The sequence below is a fragment of the Actinoplanes sp. NPDC051475 genome (assembly GCF_040689425.1).
In the GTDB taxonomy this organism is placed as follows: domain Bacteria; phylum Actinomycetota; class Actinomycetes; order Mycobacteriales; family Micromonosporaceae; genus Actinoplanes.
The window spans coordinates 157,471-178,436 of record NZ_JBFAZZ010000015.1 but is presented as its reverse complement, the minus strand read 5'-3'; the positions used below and the strand labels follow the sequence as shown (position 1 = coordinate 178,436).

Here is a 20,966-nt window from a genome sequence, read left to right as displayed (position 1 = left end):
CGTGCGGCGTTGGGCGGAAACGGTTCTCCCGCCTCTGTTGAGGCACCTTCGGGCTGCATGGTCAGCTCGCTCAGGACCGCCTGGACAGGCTGCCAGTGTGATTGCGGTCGGTACGGGCATTGTTGTGCAGCGGTCGTGCCCCCCGGACTGACGCGACCGCCTTCAGCCTGGCATTCGGTCCGGTGGATCGAGGCAACCGTGTCAGCCCTTGGGCAACTAGCCCACTCGCGACGGAACGTCTACATACTCTCGTTCACCTTCGCGATCGCGGCCGCTAGTGGCTTCGGCGCCACCCAGCTCGCCAGCGTTCACGGGATCGTCCTAACGGCGGTACTTGCGCCGCTGGCGGTGACCCACTACTTCATCGCCGTGAGGCGCAACGGGCTACTGAGTCCCGATGGGCTCTTCTTTGCTGCACAGCTCGTTATGGCCGTTGGCACCTTTCAGCTCGCCGACTTGACTTCGCCCGTCGATTCCGAGTACTCGACCATTGTCGCGCTGGCCTGCAGTGCATATACCGCCACTAGCTTACTCACATATCTAGCCGAGACAAGGGGCAAGCGGACTGAGCCCCGCTATGACGTCCACGTCCTAGCTCCAACAGGATCCATCAAAATCGGACTCGCCGTTTCGGTTCTCGTGGTGGCGGCATATTTCCAAGCAGTTGGATACAGCGCCTTCTTTGTCGGCCTTCAGGGACAACTGGACGGGCAGAAGGCGGACGTAGCGTCATTGCGGCTGGACTCCTACGCCGGTGGGCGATATCTGTTTCCGGGCTATGTTAACCAGTTCAAAAATGCTATTCTCCCTGGCCTCTCTCTCGTCTTCACCACCTGGGCCACGAGCCGTCGCGGTCTGCTAGTCCGTCTCTTGTCGTGGGCTCTGCTGGCGCTGTCCGCCGTTGGGTTGATGTGGACCGGCCAGCGCGGGGCGTTCGTGTCGTTCGTGCTGACCGCCACCCTGTACGCAGTGCTCTACAACCGCAAGCGCTTGTCTCGCTGGATGTTGATCATTCCCTTGATCGGGTTTCCACTTCTGCTGCTCGCGACGACTGTCTTGGCCCGCGGCGACAGCGCCACCGAGGGGATTACTGCTCGGGTCCTGAACGACAACCAACTTTCGGGTCTCGCCGCGTTCCGGTATACCGAGCCACAGCCGACCCAATGGGGCGCCGAGTGGGGCCAAGCGCTGATGGGCGTCCTTCCCGGCAACCGCGGAAGCACGTTGAGCGGCGAAGTCTTCGCCACCTTGTACGGATCCACCCGCGGCACGTCTCCGCCGTCCCTGTGGGGATCGGTGCACTACAACTTCGGCTTATTCGGTGTGCTGACCTTGGCCGTGGTTCTCGGTGTGGTGGTGCAGCTCTGGACCTGCCGTAGCTTGCGCGGCGAGCGGTACAACACTCTACAACTGGCCGGCTTCGCCGGCGCTACCGTTTCTTTCGGTACCTGGATTGCGGACGGTCCGACCACGTTGCTAAACGTGGGTTTGGTCGCCTACGCGTTGTTGTGGTGGTGGGGTAGTCGCATCGCACCAGCGCAGGAGAAGGGCACCGCCCCACGTCCGGGTCCCAAGCCCCCGTCGTGTGATGGCGCGTTCTAGTCGAGGAACAAATCGAGGGCGGGGTTACCGACGCCTGCGAAACTCTGCTACACGGTGCACTTATGGACTGCTACGAAAACGCTGGGCCGGGGTCAAATTTCCGACGCGCCCGGCCGTCGTCTCAGGGTAGGCAGCGGTCGGCGCCGTCCGCCAGCTGGGCTCTTGCGACTGCGCGTATCGCCGACGGACGTCCTGAAGGCGAGCGTCGACACATGGCCACGGCAGGCCACAGGTACATCGCCTACGCCACCAAATCCAGCGCCGACGGCATGGCCGGTGGAGCATGTGCCGCCTGTTCATAGACATCGCCTTCCCGGAACTCGACGTAGGAGCGACGGCACGGCGCAGGTGGCTGCCCAGGCGCAATCAGCGGGTCGCCTTGGACACGGTCAAGGCGACCCGCACGGCGCGACCTGTCCTTGGCTACGATCTGCCACTCGTTCCAGCCGGCCGTCTGGTGACAGTCTTATGTGCGGCTCGATAGGTTCGTAAGGCTTAGGACCGACACGCAGAACTTGTAAGACTTCCTAAGACGCCGAGTACAGGAGTGTGTAGGTGACGCAACTCCAGGTCTTGGAACTGTTCGCAGGCGAGCTCCGCAGGCTCCGCTCGGGAGCGGGCCTGTCTCAGGAAGCCCTCGCCGAGAAGATCAGATACTCGGCATCGCTGGTCGCGGCGATCGAGCAGGGCCGCCGCGCGCCTCGGCAGGACTTCGCACAGAAGTGCGACGAGGCGCTGTCCACCGGAGGGCTGCTCCTCCGCATACGGGAAGCGACCGTCCGCGAGACGCTTGTCCCCTGGTTCCGGGAGTGGGCGGGTATCGAGCGCGACGCAAGGGCGCTGCGCTCGTTCCAACCGCTGGTCCTCCCTGGCCTGTTTCAGACTCCGGCCTACGCACACGCGCTTTGCGCGACAGGGAGCCCGCTGCCGGCTGACCAGGTCGAGCAGATCGTCGCAAGCCGGATCGAACGCCAAGAGGTGCTGGGACGAACGCCACCTCCGCTGCTCGTCGCCGTCATCGACTACACCGTTCTCGAACGGCCGATCGGCGGTCCAGAGACGATGCGTACTCAGCTGTTGCGCCTGGTCGAGTTGGCTGAGCGACCAAACATCCACATCCACGTCGTGCCGAAGAACGTCGGTGGCTACACCGGCCTCAGCGGTCCGTTCGTCATCGCCTCGCCGTTCGAGGGCAAGGACCTCGCATACCTAGACAACCAGATCCGAGGCATGGTGGTCGACCAACCCACGGAAGTAGGGTTGCTCAATGAGGCGTGGGAGGCTGTGCGCTCAGAGGCACTGCCGCAGCAGCAGACTCTCGCGATGATCTCGGAGGCGGCGAATCAATGGACCTGACGAACGCCAAGTGGCACAAGAGCTCACGCAGTAGCGGCAACGGTGGGGACTGTGTCGAGGTCGCCGACAACTTGCCGAACCTGGTGGCGGTGCGAGATTCGAAGGCGCCCAACGACTCAGCTCTGCTCTTCACGCCGAGCGAGTGGCGAGCCTTCGTGGCCGGGGTGAAGGCCGGCGAGTTCGACACCTGATCCTCGCACCGTCGACCGGTTCGGCACCTGCGCCGTAACGCCGTCCGGGGTTGGCTGCGGCTCGCGCTCGTCCTTGCAGAAGCTTTGCGGCCCCCGCGGGTGCAGCCTCTCTTACCAACGCAGATCGGGCTTCCCCGGAGCGAGGTATGGCTGGTGGCCATGCTGGACGGCATGGCCACCAGTCGGATCGCGTCTCCGCGATGGATCAATAAGAAGCTCGTGTTGAGTCGTCCGGACTGCTCGGCGCGCTGCGCTAGAGGAAATCGTGGAAGTTCCCAGCCGACAGCTTCTGGATAGCGCTTGTGATTTCTTCCCTTGTCACACGAGCGACGACAAGCAACCGTTGCTCCGAGAAGAGTCCAGCCGATTCGATTGCGTCCGCGACCTCTTGCATCAAGCGCACCGGGTCGTAGACCACGAAGTCGGCCGGTTGCCCGTCCACGACGACCGAGACTCCGACGAGGTAGCCCTTCGCCTCGGTCTCGTGCTCGTAGCCGTCGAGGTAGTCCGGGAAGATCAGTTCGTATGCCGTCACGTCGGCCGGCCTCCGGTCATCGGCACTGGATCTGGCAGAGGGCGTCAGCGTAGTCCTTGGGCGTGAGGTTCGCTCCGGGCTTGGGAACGATCTCGTAGTGCCCGGGTCCGCCCCGCGGGATCACGGTAAGCGAGTCCGGGATCGTGCTCGTGTTGACCTGGTGCGGCGTGAAGCCCTTCGACGCGACGCTGTTGGCGTTGTCGAACACGGAGACCCCGTGGGTGTCCTTGACGAAGCCCGTGGCCTTGTCGACCTTGAAGTCGTTGGGACGGGGGATGAAATTCGGTTCCTGTCCGGGACGGGCACCCCGGAACAGGGTGCAGACGCCGGTGTTGTGGACCAGGACCGGCGTGGTGTCCGCCGCGACGTAGTACGTGTGCAGGCCGTCGACCGTCAGGTCGTACATCGTCCGGGATCCGAGGAACGAGTGGACGGCGACCACCGTCGCGGGCTTGCGGTCCGGCGTGCGCAGCTGGTCCCCCGCGGCGAGGCTGCCTGCCCGGGTCCAGTGCCGGCGGGCGGCGTCCCAGAAGCGGTGGGTCGTGGTCGTGTGGATCACGTTCTCGCGGCCGTCAGCGCCGCGCACTGTGACGTCGGTGAGGGCGTTGTCCCGATGGCGGTACACGTGGGAGACCTGACGGGCGGTGGTGCGCCCGCTCTGCGGGTCGGTGGCGCGTACGCGCTGGCCGACTCGGATGTCGGCGATGCGCCGGTGGCTGCCGTCGCCCATCTCGACCTCGGTGCCGGCGCTGAAACTGTGGCCGCACTGGCTAGCGGCCTTACCGGCGCCCTTGAACAGGCCGGGAAGTTTGCTGAGTCCCTTCGCCAGTCCGAGGCCGATGAGGTTGGACGCGCAACCCACGGCGGCGTCGCCGAGCCCGTCGCCCAAGGAGTATTTTCGGCCGCTGAGGGCGGCGGTCCCCCAGCCGATCGCCACGCTCGAGACGGCGCCGATCGCGCATTCGCCGGCGAGGGCTACCAGCAACGGGATGATCTGGCCCGACGGGTCGGTGAAGTTCGTCGGGCTGTTGCCGGTGTAGGCGTAGAGGTTGGTGCCCGACGCGGCCTCGCCGGCCGGGTCAGCGGAGATGAACCGTTGCGCCTTCGGGTTGTAGTAGCGGGCCCTGTAGTAGTAGAGGCCCGTGCCATCGTTCTCCCGGCCGGTGAACTGGCTACTGTTGCTGCTCGCCGCCCCACTTGCAGTGGTCTGGCCGAACGGCCCGTACGTGTAGGAGGTCTGCACCGTGCCGGTGCCGCCGGTCTGAGCGAGCTGGGAGCCGAGCGCGTCGGCGATCGGGTAGTGCACGCCGGTGGCATCGGTGCGCTGGAAGGTCTCGTCCACGCCGAGCCCGGTGATCATGTTGGCGGTCGGGGTGGTGCCGTTGAGCTCCTGCACCGCGTCGGCGCCGTCGTAGACGTAACCGACGCTGGCCGTTCCGACGGTACGTTTGGTACGACGGCCGAATGCGTCGTAGTTGAATGCCGCCGTCGTGCCGCCGGTGATGCCGGCGAGCTGCCCGCGGTCGTTCCAGGTGTACGTGGCCGAGCCGTCGCCGGTGAGCTGGCCGTTGGCGTCGTAGCTGAACGACGTCGCGCCGAACTTGGTGAGCTGGTTCGCGGCGTCGTAGCTAGTGGTGGATACCGCGTCGGGCAGGGTGGTGCGGGCCAGGCTACCGGTCATGCTGGTCCGACGGCCGTCGGCGTCGTACGCGTACGTGAGGTCACCGATCGTGGTGGTGCCGTTGGTGAAGCGCAGCGAGGTGAGCTGGCCCGCGTCGTCGTAGCCGTAGGTGGTGGCGGTCGCGTTGGGCAGCGTCAGGGTGGTGCGCCGACCGGCCGCGTCATAGCCCAGCCGGGTGACGGCGGTGCCCTGGGTGATGCTGGTGAGCTGGTCGGCGTCGTCGTACGCGTAGCTGATCGCAGTCTGACCGGCGACCGTCATCGACGTGCGCCGGTCGCCCTTGTCCCAGGTGTAGTCGACCGTGCCTTGAGGGCCGGTCTGCCGGACCAGCCGGTCGGTGGTGTCATAGGTGTGGCCGATGGTGCCGCCGGCGCTGTCCGCGATCGAGGTGGGCAGGTCGGCGTTGTTGTACGTCGTGGTGACGGTGCTGCGGTAGCTGGTGACGCCGCTCGCGACGGTGGCACCGAAACCGGTGGTGACGACCCGGCCCAGCGTGTCGTAGGTGAACTTGGTGACCGACCCCTTCTGGTCCGTCCCCGAGACGATGCGGCCGGCCAGGTCATACGCGGCGGTGGCCGCCCGGCCGAGCGCGTCGGTGCGGGTGACGACCTGGCCCATGCGGTCGTAGGTCCAGCGGATGATGTGCCCGTTGGCGTCGGTGAGGCTGAGGCGGTTGCCGGTCGCGTCGTAGGTGGCGCGGGTGGTGTTGCCGAGCGGGTCAGCAGCGCTGGTGGCCTGGTTGAGCACGTCGTAAGTGGTGGTGGTGACGTTGCCCAGCGCGTCGGTGCTACGCAGCGGTCGGCCGGCGGCGTCGTAGTAGGTGGTGCGGACACGGCCGAGCGGGTCGGCGGCCGCAACGGGCGCGCCGTCGAGATAGCTCAGGTGGGTGGTCTTGCCGAGCGCGTCGGTGACGATCACCGGCTGTCCGGCCAGCAGGACGGTGGTGGTACGCCGGCCGAGCGGGTCGGTCTCGGTCACCGTGCTGCTGGTCGCGTCGTCGGCGTACGCGAAGGTCTTGGTCTTGCCGAGCCCGTTGGTGCTGGCGGCGATCCGGCCGTAGACCGGCTCGTAGCGGTTCGTCACGGTGACCGCATCGGCGGTACCGGCCAACCGGGTGCTGGTCAGCACGTTCCCGTCGGCGTCGTAGGTGAAGGTGGTGCGCCGCCCGGCCGGGTCGACGGCGGCGGTGACCAGGTTGCTGGTGGCGTCGCGGGTCAGCGTGGTGGTCTGCGCCAGCGCGGTGCCGACGGCCTGGGTGTCGGTGAGGGCGTAGCCGGCGGTGTTGAAGGTGACCTTGCGGACCACGCCGACCGGGTCGGTGATTGTGGTGGCGGTGACCAGCCCGCCCGCGGAGAGCGTGTAGGCGAACCGGTAGATGCCGCCGTCGGCCTGGGTCTGGCTGGCGACGCGGCCGTTGGCGTCGTAGGTGTTGCGCAGGTACTGGATGCCGGCCGGGTCGGTGACCGCGGTCATCTCGGTGCAGGTCGTGTCGTCGGAGCAGGGCGCCCAGGTGTACGTGGTGGCGCCGCCGGCAGGGTTGACGGCGGTGGTGAGCCGGCCTGAGGCGTCGTACGTGTAGCGCACCGACCGGCCGATGTTGTCGGTCACCTGGGTGATGCAGGTGGCCGGGCCGCAGGCGCCGTAGGTGAACGTGAGCCACCGCCCGTTCGGGGAGGTGACCTGCTGCAGGCGGCCGGTGCTCCAGTCGCGGTCCAGGGTGGTGGTGTTGCCGAAGCGGTCGGTGATGGCGATCAGCTTGGCGTTGTGCGACCCGAAGGTCAGCACGGTGCCGGAGCGCAGGGTGACCGAGAAGTTGGTGTGGTTGTCGCCGGAGAGATAGGCGCCGGTGTAGCCGGTGGGCGTGGCGGCGGCCCGGTAGACACCGTCGGTGCCGGGCACGAAGCGGATGCTCTGCCCGTCGGGCAGGCCGAGCAGGTAGTTACCGGCGTAGTCGGGGGCCATGAACAGGTTGAAGGCGTCGCTCTGCCCGATGCCGAAGCTCCGGATGACCCGGTCGTTCTGCCGGTAGGAGCGCGTCAGCGCGATTGGGGCGACGTCCGGCAGAGCGAGGTCGGTGTGGTCCATGGTGAACAAGCCGGTGGACAGGTTGACCGGGTCGCCGTCGCCGGAGTCCTCGCCGGGTGCCGGGCAGTCGTCGGCGCTGGTGCACGGCGGGTCGTAGGTGACACCGAGCAGGTACGTCTCGTGGAGCCGGGTCTTCTTGTCCGGGGTGATCGAGGCACCGTCGCGGGTGACCCGGCCGTGGCCGTAGACGGCCCAGCCCTGGCCGGGACGTTCGGCGTCGTTGTCGACGTAGTCGATGCGGGTACCGGCCGGCTGGTTGGTGATGTTGGGGTAGACGACCTGCAGGCCGGCGCCCTTGACCTCGGCGCCGCCGGGCTGGACGGTCCAGGCCAGGGGCATGCCGGGCGCGCCGGGGAACGGCTGCCGGTCGAGCGGCATCTTCGTGATGGACAACCGGCGCACGGGAGCGCCGTCCTCGTCGACGATGCGGGTGCCGGCCGGGATGATCACCTTCAGGCCGGGAATCTCGGGAGTGGTCACCTGCGTCTTGCGGGTCACCAGGGCCGGGATTTCGGTCGCGTGTGCGTTGTCGATGGCCGGCAGGTAGGTGGTCCACGGCAGGGTCACCCGGCGCCCGGCCTTCAGGTCGACGCCCTGCTCGAAGTTGCCGTGGTCGCCGGCCGCGATGCCACGGGCGTCGATGACCATTTCGTGGTGGCCGCCGGGCAGCCCGGTGAGCAGGAAGGTGCCGTCGGCGGCGCTGGTGGTGGCGGTGTCGTCGATGCTGACCCGCACACCCTGCAGGGGCGCGCCCGCGGTGTCCTGGATTCGCCCGGCGAGGGCAGCACGCCCGTCGCCGGTGGGGGTCCCGGCCGACAGTGGACGCGGCCGGCGCGGCGCGGTGGTCGGCTGGGTGCCCTTGCGGGCGACGCCGGCCGGGGTCGCGACGGTGACGGCGCCGTTGGTGCGGGTGCCCTTCGGGCGGGCGACCACGAGCTTGCGAGGACCAGCTGCCGTGATCTTGGCGTAGCGGCCGTCCACGCGCACGGTGTTGAGCCGCTTGTCGCCGCTGAAGTTCCGTCCGTCGATCTGCACGCTCTCGGTGCTCCACCGGACGGCGCTGATCTTCGGGGCGGGCGCTGCCGCGGTGGCCGCCGCGGCGGGCGGGGCGCTGCGGGTGATGGCGGTGAGGTTGCCGACCGGGTCGTACTGGTAGGTCGCGGACGCACCCGTGGCGTCGGTGACCGAGGTCAGCCGCCCGGCCTTGTCGTAGGTGTAGGCGACCTTCGGGGCGGCGGCCGCACCGGGGGGCGAATCGACCACGGATAGCAACCCGGCGAGCAGCAAGGTGACGGTGGCGGCGGCGGTACGGGCGAGGCGCCTGGACATGGCGGCGTTCCTCCGGTCGATGCGGGTGGGGGTCATGACGAGACGTCTCACTGGAACAGCTCCGCTGCCCACGAGCCGCCGGCGGAGGTACCGGGCGGGACTGCGAAAAGTGCGCTGGACACCGGCCGGACGTACTCGTTCATCGCGTCGTGCCGGGACAGGCGGGTCTGCACCGGGATGAAGCCGGTGCGCGGGTCGCGCTGGTAGGCGAGGAAGAACAAGCCGGCGTCCATCCGCCCGGACCTGTCCGTGCCGTCGACGTAGTTGTATCCACGGCGCAGCATCCGAGCGCCCCCGTTCATGTCGGGGTGAGCCAGCCGGGCGTGAGCGTTGCGGGCGATGCGCGCGTCGGCGACGTCGAAGGCGTCGAATTCGCCGGTGCGGCCGATCGGAGCGCCGGTGCCCTTGGCCCGCCCGACGACCGCTTCCTGCTCACCGAGCGACTCCCGGTCCCATGCCTCGAGCACCATGCGGAGCTTGCGGACGACGAGGTAGGTGCCGCCCTCCATCCAGCTTGGCCCGTCACCGGGCTGAACCCACAGGTGCTTGCGCACCATGGCGGCGTCCGTCACGTCCAGGTTTCGCGTGCCGTCCTTGAAACCGAACAGATTCCGCGGCGTCGCCTGGGAGGGGCCGATGACAGAGGTACGCCCGAAGCCCACCTGAGACCACCGCGCCCGCACCACGCCGCCGCCGATCCTGGCCAGGTTCCGGACCGTGTGCCCGGCGACCAGTGGATCGTTGGCACAGACCTGGAGGCACAGGTCACCGCCGGATCGAGCGGCGTCCAGCCTGTCGCCGGGGAACGCCGGTAGGTCGGCCAGTGCGGCAGGCTTACGCCCAGTGAACCGGAACCGGTCGAACAGGCCCGGCCCGATCCCCAGCGTCACCGTTAGCCCAGCCGGCGGAAGACCCAGCGTTTCCCCCGAGTCGTCCGCCACCGCACCGGGCGGACCACCGACCGCACCTAACGAACCGGCGCCCTGTCCGCGGGTCAGCCTGGCGGCGGCACGTGTCCACTGCCCGAGCAACCCGGCCAGCCGCGTCCGGTCGTTGGTCACCACGTCGAAGGCCACGAAGTGCAGGTGGTCCTGCGCCGGCGTCACGATGCCGGCCTGATGGGGGCCGTGGAACTCGACCGCATCCCCGGCGGCACCCGCCGCCGGCACCGCGCCGCCCGGGTCGACGACAAGTGCCCCCGCCGACCCGGCCACCAGAACGCTTCCGGCTATCAGCCGGCGCCGGGAAAGGCTCGGCGAACGGGCGATCACAGGATGCCCGCCTGGTAGTGCGCCGAGACCTGGGCCGCCGTGAGCGCGGTCTGGTAGACGGCGACTTCATCGAGGGCTCCGTAGTAGGCCCCGCCACCGTCGTGAGTAGATCCGAGCCGCAGGCCGGTGGTGGTGCTCCCCGTGTTCAGCGAGTGGCTGAACGACTGCGTGCCGACCTTGGCACCGTCCAGGTACGCGGTCGCCGCCCCGGCGCTGTAGGTGACCACCACGTGGTGCCACAGGCCGTCGGCGATGCTGCTCGGCGCGGTGAACGACAGGTCGTCGCCGTACGCGCTGACCAGAATTCCGTCGCCCTGCACGCCGACGTTGAACGACCGGTCGACGGCGCTGGAGCCCCACCCGGCCAGCCACCGCTGCCAGGTGTCGGAGGGCTTGACCCACGCCTCCACCGACCGCGCAGCGTTGTTGACCGGCAGTTTCGCGCGGGCGTTGCCGAGGCAGCAGTTCCCGTTCACGGTCACGGCGAGATCGGGGTCGGCCGGGAGTGCGCCGCTGCCACCGAGTGTGCCCGCCACGCCGTACGTCACCAGCGGCCCACCCGCGGAGTCGGCGCCGTACTTCAGGCCGGTCGCCTCGCCGAGGCGGTAGTACGCGGTCGGCGCATCGGCGAGCACCGTGCTCGCGTACGTTGCGGCCGCTCCGCTCGGTGTGACCGTCGAAGACGTCACTGCCGGCCCGTCGCCGTACGCGTTGACCCCTGTCACCCGGACCGTGTGGGCGACACCACCGGGCAGCCCGGTCACCAGGGCCGTCGTCACGCTGCCGGCCACCACCATCGAGTTCCTTGCGACTCCTGCTTTGAGCGCGGTCACCACGTAGTAGTCCGGCGCCGGGGACGGAGCCGTCCACGACACTCGTGCCGCGTTCGGCTGAGCCGAGGCGGTCAACGCGGTGACAGCCTTGGGCCGCGCGTGCCCCGATGCCGCGAAGTGCTCGGTGATGCGCGCCGCGGTGAGCGCCACCGGGAAGACCGCCACCTCGTCGAGATCGCCGTAGAACGGGGTGCTGCCATCGTGGGCGGCGCCCACTCGCAGTCCCTCGCCGACGGGCACGACGGTGTTCAGCTTCTGCGCGAAGGTGCGCGAGCCGAGCAGCAGCCCGTCGACGTAGACCGCTGCGGTGGCACCGTTGTAGGTGACGGCCACGTGGTGCCACTCACCATCTGTCAGCGGCCTGGCGAGCGGCACCGAGACGTCGTCGGCGTACCCGCTGACCAGGACCCGGGTGCTGTCCAGGCCGATGTTGAACGCCCGGTCCGTGCGACTGGTCCCCCACCCGGCCATCCAGCGCAGGTAGCCATCCGCCGGCTTCACCCAGCCTTCGACGGTACGGGCGGAGTTGTACGACGGCAGGGTGCCGTTGCGAGCCGATCCGGGGCAGCAGCCGGAGTTGTTGTTCACCGCACCGTCGGTATCGCCGACGACCGCGCCCGGTACGCCGAGAGTGGCGGAGCCTCCGTAGACCAGCGGCGCACCCGCGGGGGCCGAGTCGGCGCCCGTGGTCAGCCCGGCTGCCTCACCCAAGCGGTAGTACGCGGTGGGCGCGTCGGCCAGGACAGTGGTCGCGTACGTGCTCGCCGCACCGCTCGGGGTGGCGGCCGCGGACGTCGCCGGCGCTCCCTTGCCATAGGCGTTTACCGGCGTGACTTGCACGGTGTAGGCGGTGCCACCGGCCAGCCCAGTCAGGGTGCCAGTCGTCGCATTCCCTCGCACCGCGACGGAGTTCTTCGGCTGGCCCGCTGCGTACGCGGTGAGCAGGTAGTAGGAGACGCCGTCCGATCCGCCTGGTGCGTTCCAGGAGACGCTGAGCGCGTTGGCCTGGCTCAGCGCAGCAACCGCGGTGGGAGCGACGGGACGGCCATGCCCGCTAGCGACGAAGTGCGCGGCGATCTGACTGGCGCTGAGATACGCCGGGTAGACCGCAACCTCGTCGAGCCCTCCGTAGAACGGGGTGCTGCCGTCGTGGGCGGCGCCGATGCGCAGGCCACCGCTGGTCACCGTCGCCATCTCACCGGCGAATGTACGAGTGCCCATGCTTACCCCATCGACGTAGACGGTGGCTACGGTGGTGCTCGCGGTAACTGCTACGTGGTGCCAGGCGCCGTCGACTAGCGAGCGCCCGACCGGGAAGGTCAGGTCGTCCGCGTACGCGCTGACGACGATGCGTGAGTCGCCGAGTCCGACGTTGAACGCCTCGTCGACGCCGCTGCGTCCCCAGCCGGCGATCCACCGCAGGTAGCCGTCGGCGGGCTTGACCCACGCCTCGACCGTCCGCGAGCTGTTGTTGCGCGGCGGGACGGTCTGGGAGAAGCCGATGCAGCAGCCGCCATCGCCCTGGGCGGCGGTGTCGGCATCCCCGGCGACCGCACCCGGGATGCCGCGCGTGCCGCTGCTGTAGGTGAGCGTGTTGCCCTTTGCGGAGTCGGCGCCGCTGACCACCCCGGCTGCCTCGCCGAGGCGGTAGTACGCGATCGGCGAGTCGGCCAGCACGGCCGTGGCGTATGTCGTGGCGCTTCCGGTCGGCGTGACCGGGGTGGTGCTGTCGACCGCTGCGCTCTCGCCGTACGCGTTGATGCCTGCCACCCGGACGGTGTAGGCCGTGCCGCCGGCGAGGCCGGTCAGCGTGGCCGACGTCGCGGTTCCCGGCACCATGATGGCGTTGGCCGCCACCCCGCCCTTCAGCGCGGTGACCCGGTACGCCGTCACACCGTCTGGAGAGGCCGGGGCGTTCCACGAGACGCTCAGCGCGTTGGGACGCGAAGTGGCGGTCAGGCCGGTCACCGTTGCGGGGCGAGAGTGCCCGCTCGCCTGGAACTGTCCAGCGATCTGAGCCGCAGTCAGCACCGTCGGGTAGACAGCGACCTCGTCGACGCCGCCGTAGAACGGGCTGTTCCCGCTGTGCCCGGCGCCGACGTACAGAGGACCGCCGGCCGTCTTGGTGTTGAGGATGTCGGGGAATTGCTTGGTGCCAATGCTGAGCCCGTCCAGGTACGCGGTGACGAGCTTTGCCGAGTACGTGACCGTGACGTGGTGCCAGACTCCGTCGGTCAGTGGACGCGGCGTGGGGATGGCCAGCTCGGTGTTGCCGTTGTGCACGAGCACGGCGGAGTCGCGCAGACCGACCGAGAAGGCGGTCGCGTCACCGGAGACGCCGTAACCGGCGAACCAGCGCGTGTAGCCGTCGTTCGGCCGTACCCATGCCTGGACGGACCGACCCGCGTCGAAGCGCGGCATGGCGGCCATGCTGGAACCGACGCAGCATCCGCCGTCGGTCGTGACCGCGGTGTCGGCGTCGCCGCGCAACGCGCCGGCAACGCGCCACGTCTGACTCGTGGAACGAATGGTCAACGGTTTCCCGTCGCCCGACGAGTTCGCCGCCGTGCCGAGGCCCGCCGGCTCGCCCAGGCGGTAGTACACCGAGGGTGCCGCCGCGAGGACAGATGACGCATACGTCGTGGTGGCACCGGTAGGGGTGACCGCCGTCGCCGACGTAACCGCCGGACCGTCGCCGTAGCGGTTGGTGGGGATGACGCGCACCGAGTACGCAGTTCCGCCGACCAGGCCGGTGAGTACGGCCGTGGAAACGGTGCCGGGAACGACGATCGAGTTGCGGGCGACGCCGCCGCTCATCGCCGTCACCAGGAACGACGTGATCCCGTCGGCGGGCGCCACGGCGCTCCACGAGACGTTGATTTGATTGACGTCAGGCGACGCTGTGAGTGCGGTGACCTGAGCCGGCCGGGCATGCCCGCTCGCCGCGAAATGCGCCGTGACGCGAGCGGGAAGGAGATAGCCCGGGTAGACCGCGACTTCGTCCAAGCCTCCGTAATACGGCGAATCGCCGTCATGCCCGGAGCCGACATAGAACGTCGTACCCTCGGCCGTGTTGGGCGCGTTCCGCAACTGTTTGGAGCCGAGACTGACGCCGTCGACGTAGAACGTCACCGTGGTGACAGATTGCGCCACCACGACGTGATGCCAGGCGCCGTCGGTCAGCGACGTGGGCACCGGCATGGACACGTCGTCGTTGTAGGTCCGCACGTAGATGGTGTCGGCGTCGGCTCCAACGTCGAAAGCCGCGCCGTCGTCACTGGCCCCGTAGCCTGCGAAGAATCTCTTGTACTGGTCAGCCGGTTTGATCCAAGCCTCGACCGTGCGACTGACATTGTTGACGGACAGCACCGGCCGCGCGGTGCCGAAGCAGCATGACGCGTTGAGCTGTACAGCCTTGTCAGCGTCACCGAGAACCGCGCCAGCCTTCGAGAAGCCCGCGGATGCGGCGCGGTAAGTCAGTAGCTTGCCCCGCCCGGAAGAATCACCGCCCACGACGTTGCCGGCCGGCTCCCCGAGCCGGTAGTACACCTGCGGGCTGTCGGCGAGAACCGTGGTTGCGTACGTGGTGGCCGGACCGGTGGGCGCCACTGCGGTGGTGCTCGTGGCCGCCGGGCCGTCCCCGTAATCGTTGCCGGGCACGACCCGGAACGTGTAGCCGGTGCCGCCGCCGAGACCGGTCATGCGGGCCGCCGTCTTAGTTCCGGCGACCACCATGGAGTTGCGCGCCACGCCGGCCACCAGTGCGGTGACGACATAGCGGTTCACCGGACCACCGGTCGCCGTCGCGGCGCCCCACGACACGATCAGCTCGTTGTCCTCGCCGGTCTGCGCGTTCACGACCTTCGCGGCAGTCGGCCGGCTGTGACCGCTGGCGGCGAAGTGGGCGCTGATCCGGGCGGCCGTCAGCGCGGTCCCATAGATCGAGACCTCGTCCAGGCCGCCGTAGAACGGGTTGTACGCGCCGTCGTGCCCGGCGCCGACGTAGAGGACGGTGTCCGTGGCCGTGTCGAGGGGGTCGTCGAGTGTCCTCGTGCCCAGCGCGACGCCGTCGAGATAAGCGATCAGGGTGCCGCCGGAGTAGGTGGCTCCGATCTGGTGCCAGCCACCACCGACGATGTTCGCGGGCAGGGCGAAGCGATACTCGGCGCTCGTCGTACCCACGACGACGTTGCCGTTCTCCAGGCCGAGCTGGAAACCGCCGTTGGTGTTGTAGTCACCCCAACCGGTCACCCACCGCAGGTAGCCGTCGTTCGGCTTGACCCAGGCCTCCACGGTCCGGTCGCTGCCGTACTGCGGCATGTCGGGCCGGGCCGTTCCGGCGCAGCAGCCGCCGTTGAGGCTCACACCCGTGTCGCTGTCCCCGACCAGAGCACCGGCGGCCCCGACCGTCGCGGGATAGCCGTAGCTCAGCGGGTTCCCCCTGCCGGACGAATCCGCACCCAGCGCGGGCGTCGAGCCACTGTTGGCCGCTTCGCCGAGCCGGTAGTACGCGGCCGGGGCATCGGTGAGGACGGTCGCGGCGTATGTGGTCGCTGCGCCCGTCGGCGTCACCGGTGCGGCCGAGGCGCCGGGGCCGGCACCGCAGTCTGCGACGGCCGTCACCGTGATGGTGTGGGCGGTGGCGGTCAACCCGGTCAGTGTCGCGGTCAGCACGGACGCGGGCACAGCCTTCGCCCCGGCCTGCCGGGTTCCGCTGACGGCGCTGACCAGGTAGGAGGTCGGAGTGCCGAGGGTGGGTGCCTGCCAGGTCGCTGTCGCCGAATTCGCTCCGGCGGTAACCGTCACGCTGCGCGGCGCCCCGAGGGTGTCGCACGCCGCGATCGTCCGGGCAGCCGGCGCCTTCCTCGAGCCGGCCTTCTTCGCGACATGCGCCTTCTTCGCGACATGCGCCTTCTTACCGGAAGCTGCCTTCTTGGCCTTAGAAGCCGGTGGTTTCGCGGTCCGCTCGGCGGCAGGTGCCGATGTGGTTGCGGTCGGTGCAGGCTCCGGATCCGGTCTGAGCTCGGCGAACGCGGTCGCGGGCGAGTACGCCGCGACACATGTCATCGCCAGCAGAACGGCGCACACGCGCCTACGGCTGTTCCACATCGATTACTGCCCTCCGCACATCAGTACGGCGTCGGGCACCATCCGAAGGATTTCACCGAGGCCGCGAGCACCCGGCCTAACGCCCATGATCAGGTGAGGACACGAGGCTTTCCGCGCCTCACCCCTCTGATGACCAGATGAGTACTTTCGGCTGACATACAGGGCGAAATGGACAAGGCAAAAGACAGCGGCTCAGATACGTGCGACACCCCGCGCCCGGCTGCCCTCGAACGCCGCACCTCGTGCCGCCGAGCCGGCGCTCGAAGGCGCCCAATGACCAGGCTCTGGTCTCCACGCCAAGCGAGTGGAGGGCCTTCTTCGCCGCGGTGAAGGCCGGGGAGTTCGACGTCTGATGGGTCGATCGTTCGAGGTTGCCCGTCGGCTCGTTCGGCCACCGATGACGGCATGCCGTCGTTCGGGTCACACTCAGGCCGCTTTCCGTGTCTCCCTCAACCGGCGCCGGGTGACACCGTCAAAGTTCGCCCTCGACCAAGCTGCATGCACCTTGGTGGACCCTGGACTCATGGCTGATCCTGCTCAGTGGCCGAATCAGTTTGGTGCCGGGGCTTGCTCGTCCAAATCTTCACGGACGCGGCGCAGGCGCTCGGTCAGCTCCTCAGCGTGGGCGGCAAAGTGTTCGCGGTAGGCATCGACGCTCAGCAGGTCGCGGCCTCGCACACCGTTGGCGACATTCTGCTGCAGCTCACGGGTGAGCGGATCCTTGGCGGGCGGCGCATTCCGGATCTGTTGGCGGAGACGCCCGCGGATACGGGCGATCTGTTCGCGGTCGATGGGCGGGCGCGGGAAGCGGTCGGTGTTCATGTCGCTCACTTCGTTGCCGGGACGGAGATGCAGTGCCGGCCGGCCGGGTCGGGGTCGGCCAACAGCAGGTCGGCGATCTCCAGCGGGGGCTCCTCGGGCATGCCGGCGACTGCGGCGATGCTCTTGCCTGCGTAGTAGAGCTGGCGACAGAAGTCGACGATGAACATGATGGCGTCGCAGAGCGCAATGACGGCGGCCGCGATCGTGCTCAGGCCGTCGGTCACGAAGCCCATCAGTGCGGTGGCCGCCTCGAGCACGAGGTCCAACAGCTCACCGACGAGGTAGTTCAGGTTCTCGTATGCGTAATAGGCGACCTCGATGTAGGCCTTGCAGACCCCGAAGAGGTAGGTGTCGTAGAAGCCGAACTCGGTGGTCATCGCACCGTGCATCTTCTGCAGCCAGGTCAGCGCAGCGTCGGCTGCGTTGCCGGTCCAGTGCGCGGCGAGGGCGTCGCCGGTGTGCTCGATGTTGTCGGTCATCGCGGCGACGGAGAAGCCGACATGCTTCCAGGCCACGGCGTAATGCGCGAACACGGTCCAGTCGCCCGCGAGCAGATCGAGGGCTTCCTTGATCGGGTCGCCGCCGAAGATCTCCTTGATCGCAAAACGCGCCCAGGCGTTCATGCTGACCAGGTCATTGATCTGCCCCACCCATTGGGCGACCTCGGCGGCCTGCGGTTCCAGGCTGTCGATGGAGTCGTTGGGCGGCGTGGAGACGGCGCGGTGCGGATCGGCCACGTCGTTGAAGGTGGCGGCTGGCCTGTCGCTGTACTCCCAGTGGGAGGGGTCGGAATCGACGTGGGGTGCTTCGCCGAGTCGCCGCAGCTGCGCGTCCATGTGTGCGGCGGTTTCCGCGTCGACGCTGCGGTACTGCGCTGCCGACACGCCAAGGTTCACGGCGCCGCTCTGCCACACTCCGTTGACCCAATGCAGGCGGTGATCGGCGCGCACTACCTGCTCGTCGTGGTCGTAGCTGAACCACAGCAACAAGCCCTGCCCGCCGACCTGGTTCCATGCGTCCTTCGCCAGGTACGTGCTGATGTAAGACTGCATGTCCGGTACCACCGCACGATTGCGCTCCAGGAGCGCAGCCGCTTGATCCAGCGCCTGCGGGTCTACTCGAAACGTCACCTGACCGCTGCCCCCCATGCCGTGCGTCCAGCCATGATCGCCGAGGATGGCATGGTGGTGCCCGTAGCGGCCACCCCGCATAATGCAGCGCGTGAGCCGCTCCCGCGTACTGCGCTCGTCCCTGGGCCGGGTCTTCTACTCGATCATCGGAGGCCTCCTGATCGGTCTGCCGCTGATCGTCGTATTGGCGGTCTACGCCTCGGGGGACCCGGGGACGCCGCCCGTGGGCCTTGTCGCCGGTCTCGTCGCGTTGGTGCTGGTCGGCGCCTTCGCGCTGCGGCTCGCCCTGGTACGGGTTGTCTTGCATGACGACCACATCGAGCTGGTCAACCCGCTACGTAGCTTCCGCTTCTACTGGAGCGACGTGGAAGACATCGACATCATCTCCAGCGCCGGCTGGATCGTGCGGGTCTGGGCCGGCGGGGTACCGCGCTGGGCGTGGGGAGCATCACAGATCGGCCAGTTCGGAGCAGTACCGTTCTCCAGCGTGCACGACGATCCGGCCAAAGACGCACCGCGGCGGGTATACGACGGGTATCGCCAAATGCGTACCGCCTGGAAGAGAAGCCGCGACCGAATCACTCGCGGCGAATAGCCGTCATATCCTGGCAGCCGTTCCAGGGCGTCCTACCGGGCAGGCACGCCCTTGACGACCGTGTCGCTCGGCACCGGCCGAACCACACAAGCGCCTGCGCCGACCGTGGCTCCTGCGCCGACGCTCAATCCCTGCAGCACCGCAGCCGTCGTCCCGATCAGCACCCGCTCACCCAACCGACAGTCCCCGGATACCGCAGCCAGCGGATTCACCTGGACAAAGTCGCCCAGCACGCTGTCATGCCCGACCGTGGCGTTCTGGTTCAGATGCACATGCCGGCCCAGCGTCACATTGGTCGTCACCCGGACCCCCGCAAGCAGCACCACCCCGTCGCCAAACTCGTTTCCGAGCCCGACACTCGCATCAGGGTGAACAAGCGGCCCCGCCGGCGCCAGCCCGATCTTCGCAGCGACCTTGGCCCGCACCCGCGGATCCCCGATCCCGATGACGTACCGAACGTCATCACCCATCCCCGCGAGCTGCCCCAAATCCCCCAGGAACGGAACACCCAGGCGTTCCAACCGACCGAGATTGACATCGCTGGGCGCATCATCAACGAAGCCGAGAACCTTCCACGGCTCCCCGTACGCCTCGTTGACGGCATGCACGACGCCGTACACCTCACGCCCATGGCCGCCGCATCCCACGATGACCAGCGGGTCAGACACGTGCGACACCCCGCGCCCGGCTGCCCTTGAACTCCGGCATGGTGACCTGCCCCTCAGCCGCGATCCCTTCACGGCGCAGCACCGTCGTGAAGGTCTCGACCATGATGCGCAGATTCAGCCGCAGCGTGCGGTGGTCGACGTACCAGACGTCGAGGTCGAACTTGTCCTCCCAGGACAGCGAGTTACGCCCCCGCACCTGCGCCAGCCCGGTCAGCCCCGGCCGCACCTCATGCCGGCGAGCCTGCGTCGGCGTGTAGAGATCGAGATACCGCACGAGCAACGGACGCGGCCCGACCAGGCTCATGTCGCCCTTGACGATGTTGATGAACGTGGGCAGCTCGTCCACGCTCGTGGCCCGCAGGATGCGGCCCAACCGGGTCATCCGGTCCGCGTCCGTGATCAGCCCGCGGGACGGGTCGACGTCTCGCATGGTGCGGAACTTGACCATCGTGAACACCCGGCCGTGCAGTCCCGGCCGCGCCTGCCGGAAGAAGACCGGCGTACCGAGCCGCCAGGCGACCAGAACGGCGACACCCAGCATCAGCGGCGCGGTCAGCGTCAGCACGACGACCGAGACCAGGATGTCGACGGTCCGTTGGATCCGGGCGTGCAGGCGTACACGGTCGATCATCGGTTCCTCCCCAGGAACTCCGCGGTGGCATCGAGGATTCGCTGCCTGTCCGGCTTGGTCAGGACGGATCCGCTGGGCAGCGTCAGTCCCTGCTCGAACAGCCGCTGAGCGGCACCGGACAGGACGGACCGCGCACCGGCGAACACCGGCTGGAGGTGCATCGGCTTGAAGACCGGCCGCGTCTCGATGTTCCGCGCCCCCAGGTGCGCAGCGAGATCCGAGGCCCGCCACCCCGCCCGCGCCGGGTCGACGACGATGCTGGTGAGCCAGCAGTTCGCACCGCCGTCCTCGCCCAGCAGCTCAACGCCGTCGATGCTGGCGAAGACCTTGGCATACGCGTCACGCAGCGCGCGGCGCTTGCCGATCATCTCGTCGAGCCGGGTCAGCTGGGCGCGGCCCAGCGCGGCCAGGAGGTTGCTCAGCCGGTAGTTGTAGCCGATCTCCTCGTGCTGGTAGTACGGCACCGGTTGCCTGGCCTGGGTGGACAGGTGCCGGCAGTGTTCGACCAGCGCGCGGTTGTCCGACAGCAGCATTCCGCCGCCGGACGTGGTCATTATCTTGTTGCCGTTGAACGAAATCACGCTTGCTACGCCGAAGGAGCCGGCCGGTCGACCCCGATAGGTGGACCCGAGCGATTCGGCGGCATCCGCGATGAGCGGGACGCCGTACGCGTCACACAAAGGGATTAGTTCGTCGTAGTCGGCACAGGTGCCGAACAGGTCGACCGGCATGACCGCACCGACCTTCCGGCCTTCCGCCCGCAGTTCCGCCAACGCCTGCTCCACCAGGGCCGGGTCGATGTTGCCGGTCCGCGGATCGCAGTCCACGAAGACCGGTTCTGCGCCGGTGTACGCGACCGCGTTGGCCGTCGCCGCGAAGGTGAGAGTGGGAACCAGGACGACCTGGCCTGCACTGATGCCGTTTGCCATCAAGGCGAGGTGCAGGCCCGCTGTGCCGGAGCTGACCGCGACCGCGTGAGCCACATCGACGCGAGAAGCCACCTCGCGCTCGAAGGCGTCCACCGCCGGCCCGGCCGGCGCGATCCAGCCCGAGCGGAGCGCCTCGACGACGTAGGCCTCCTCGAGTTCGCCGACGTCGGGGGCGGACAGCAGAATTCGTCCGGTCATC

14 protein-coding genes are annotated in these 20,966 nt (G+C 68.4%); 5 read left to right on the top strand and 9 right to left on the bottom strand.

Features of this window, described 5'->3' with window-relative positions:
• Positions 1–198: 198 nt before the first annotated feature.
• The 3 genes from AB0368_RS28705 to AB0368_RS28695 all read left to right on the top strand — a co-directional run bounded on the left by AB0368_RS28705 (position 199) and on the right by AB0368_RS28695 (position 3,149).
• A complete protein-coding gene (locus tag AB0368_RS28705) occupies positions 199–1,602 on the top strand; it encodes an O-antigen polymerase (RefSeq protein ID WP_366157102.1) in 1,404 nt (467 codons plus the stop codon).
• 555 nt (positions 1,603–2,157) lie between these two features.
• Positions 2,158–2,958: a helix-turn-helix transcriptional regulator gene (locus AB0368_RS28700; RefSeq protein WP_366157101.1), complete on the top strand. Its 801-nt coding sequence runs from the start codon at positions 2,158–2,160 to the stop codon at positions 2,956–2,958.
• Complete coding sequence (locus tag AB0368_RS28695; protein WP_366157100.1) at positions 2,949–3,149, top strand: DUF397 domain-containing protein; 201 nt, start codon at positions 2,949–2,951, stop codon at positions 3,147–3,149. Before AB0368_RS28700 ends, AB0368_RS28695 begins: the two co-directional genes overlap by 10 nt.
• A 253-nt stretch (positions 3,150–3,402) precedes the next feature.
• Here AB0368_RS28695 and AB0368_RS28690 read toward each other — a convergent pair whose 3' ends face one another.
• The 4 genes from AB0368_RS28690 to AB0368_RS28675 are packed head-to-tail and all read right to left on the bottom strand — an operon-like array spanning position 3,403 to position 15,950.
• A complete protein-coding gene (locus tag AB0368_RS28690; protein ID WP_366157099.1) occupies positions 3,403–3,684 on the bottom strand; it encodes a hypothetical protein in 282 nt (93 codons plus the stop codon).
• A 16-nt stretch (positions 3,685–3,700) separates the two neighbouring features.
• On the bottom strand, positions 3,701–8,779 hold the full coding sequence (locus tag AB0368_RS28685) for an RHS repeat-associated core domain-containing protein (RefSeq protein WP_366157098.1): 5,079 nt from the start codon (positions 8,777–8,779) through the stop codon (positions 3,701–3,703).
• Between the two features lie 47 nt (positions 8,780–8,826).
• Entirely contained in the window at positions 8,827–10,050 is a 1,224-nt protein-coding gene (gene efeB / locus AB0368_RS28680; RefSeq protein WP_366157097.1) for an iron uptake transporter deferrochelatase/peroxidase subunit, read from the bottom strand.
• Positions 10,047–15,950 carry a LamG-like jellyroll fold domain-containing protein gene (locus tag AB0368_RS28675; protein ID WP_366157096.1) on the bottom strand — a complete coding sequence of 1,968 codons (5,904 nt, stop codon included), beginning with the start codon at positions 15,948–15,950 and terminating at the stop codon, positions 10,047–10,049. Before AB0368_RS28675 ends, efeB begins: the two co-directional genes overlap by 4 nt.
• A gap of 242 nt (positions 15,951–16,192) precedes the next feature.
• On the opposite strand from AB0368_RS28675, the gene AB0368_RS28670 reads away from it, so the two are divergent.
• Positions 16,193–16,345: a DUF397 domain-containing protein gene (locus tag AB0368_RS28670; RefSeq protein WP_366157095.1), complete on the top strand. Its 153-nt coding sequence runs from the start codon at positions 16,193–16,195 to the stop codon at positions 16,343–16,345.
• Positions 16,346–16,541: 196 nt separating this feature from the next.
• On the opposite strand, the gene AB0368_RS28665 is transcribed toward AB0368_RS28670, so the two are convergent.
• Together AB0368_RS28665 and AB0368_RS28660 are read right to left on the bottom strand one after the other, a co-directional pair.
• The gene (locus AB0368_RS28665) at positions 16,542–16,814 is read right to left on the bottom strand and encodes a hypothetical protein (protein WP_366157094.1); all 273 of its coding nucleotides are present in this window, start codon (positions 16,812–16,814) and stop codon (positions 16,542–16,544) included.
• Positions 16,815–16,819: 5 nt separating this feature from the next.
• Positions 16,820–18,025 (bottom strand): hypothetical protein, encoded by a 1,206-nt coding sequence (locus AB0368_RS28660; protein WP_366157093.1) that lies wholly within the window; start codon positions 18,023–18,025, stop codon positions 16,820–16,822.
• A 10-nt stretch (positions 18,026–18,035) separates the two neighbouring features.
• Here AB0368_RS28660 and AB0368_RS28655 point away from each other — a divergent pair, with 10 nt between their 5' ends.
• Positions 18,036–18,539 (top strand): PH domain-containing protein, encoded by a 504-nt coding sequence (locus AB0368_RS28655; protein ID WP_366157092.1) that lies wholly within the window; start codon positions 18,036–18,038, stop codon positions 18,537–18,539.
• A gap of 32 nt (positions 18,540–18,571) precedes the next feature.
• Here the strand turns inward: AB0368_RS28655 and AB0368_RS28650 are convergent, their stop codons facing one another.
• From AB0368_RS28650 to AB0368_RS28640, 3 genes are read right to left on the bottom strand one after another with little or no spacing between them, the layout of a single operon-like run.
• Complete coding sequence (locus AB0368_RS28650) at positions 18,572–19,207, bottom strand: NeuD/PglB/VioB family sugar acetyltransferase (RefSeq protein ID WP_366157091.1); 636 nt, start codon at positions 19,205–19,207, stop codon at positions 18,572–18,574.
• Positions 19,200–19,838 carry a sugar transferase gene (locus AB0368_RS28645; protein ID WP_366157090.1) on the bottom strand — a complete coding sequence of 213 codons (639 nt, stop codon included), beginning with the start codon at positions 19,836–19,838 and terminating at the stop codon, positions 19,200–19,202. The genes AB0368_RS28650 and AB0368_RS28645 overlap by 8 nt, the downstream gene beginning before the upstream one ends.
• Complete coding sequence (locus tag AB0368_RS28640; protein ID WP_366157089.1) at positions 19,835–20,965, bottom strand: aminotransferase class I/II-fold pyridoxal phosphate-dependent enzyme; 1,131 nt, start codon at positions 20,963–20,965, stop codon at positions 19,835–19,837. Before AB0368_RS28640 ends, AB0368_RS28645 begins: the two co-directional genes overlap by 4 nt.
• Between the last annotated feature and the right edge of the window lies 1 nt (position 20,966).

Coding starts and splice junctions, on each gene's coding strand:
- AB0368_RS28685 (WP_366157098.1), bottom strand. CDS start 8,779: ATGTCCAGGCGCCTCGCCCGTACCGCCGCCGCCACCGTCACCTTGCTG.
- AB0368_RS28665 (WP_366157094.1), bottom strand. CDS start 16,814: ATGAACACCGACCGCTTCCCGCGCCCGCCCATCGACCGCGAACAGATC.
- AB0368_RS28660 (WP_366157093.1), bottom strand. CDS start 18,025: ATGCGGGGTGGCCGCTACGGGCACCACCATGCCATCCTCGGCGATCAT.
- AB0368_RS28640 (WP_366157089.1), bottom strand. CDS start 20,965: ATGACCGGACGAATTCTGCTGTCCGCCCCCGACGTCGGCGAACTCGAG.
- AB0368_RS28695 (WP_366157100.1), top strand. CDS start 2,949: ATGGACCTGACGAACGCCAAGTGGCACAAGAGCTCACGCAGTAGCGGC.
- AB0368_RS28645 (WP_366157090.1), bottom strand. CDS start 19,838: ATGATCGACCGTGTACGCCTGCACGCCCGGATCCAACGGACCGTCGAC.
- AB0368_RS28675 (WP_366157096.1), bottom strand. CDS start 15,950: ATGACATGTGTCGCGGCGTACTCGCCCGCGACCGCGTTCGCCGAGCTC.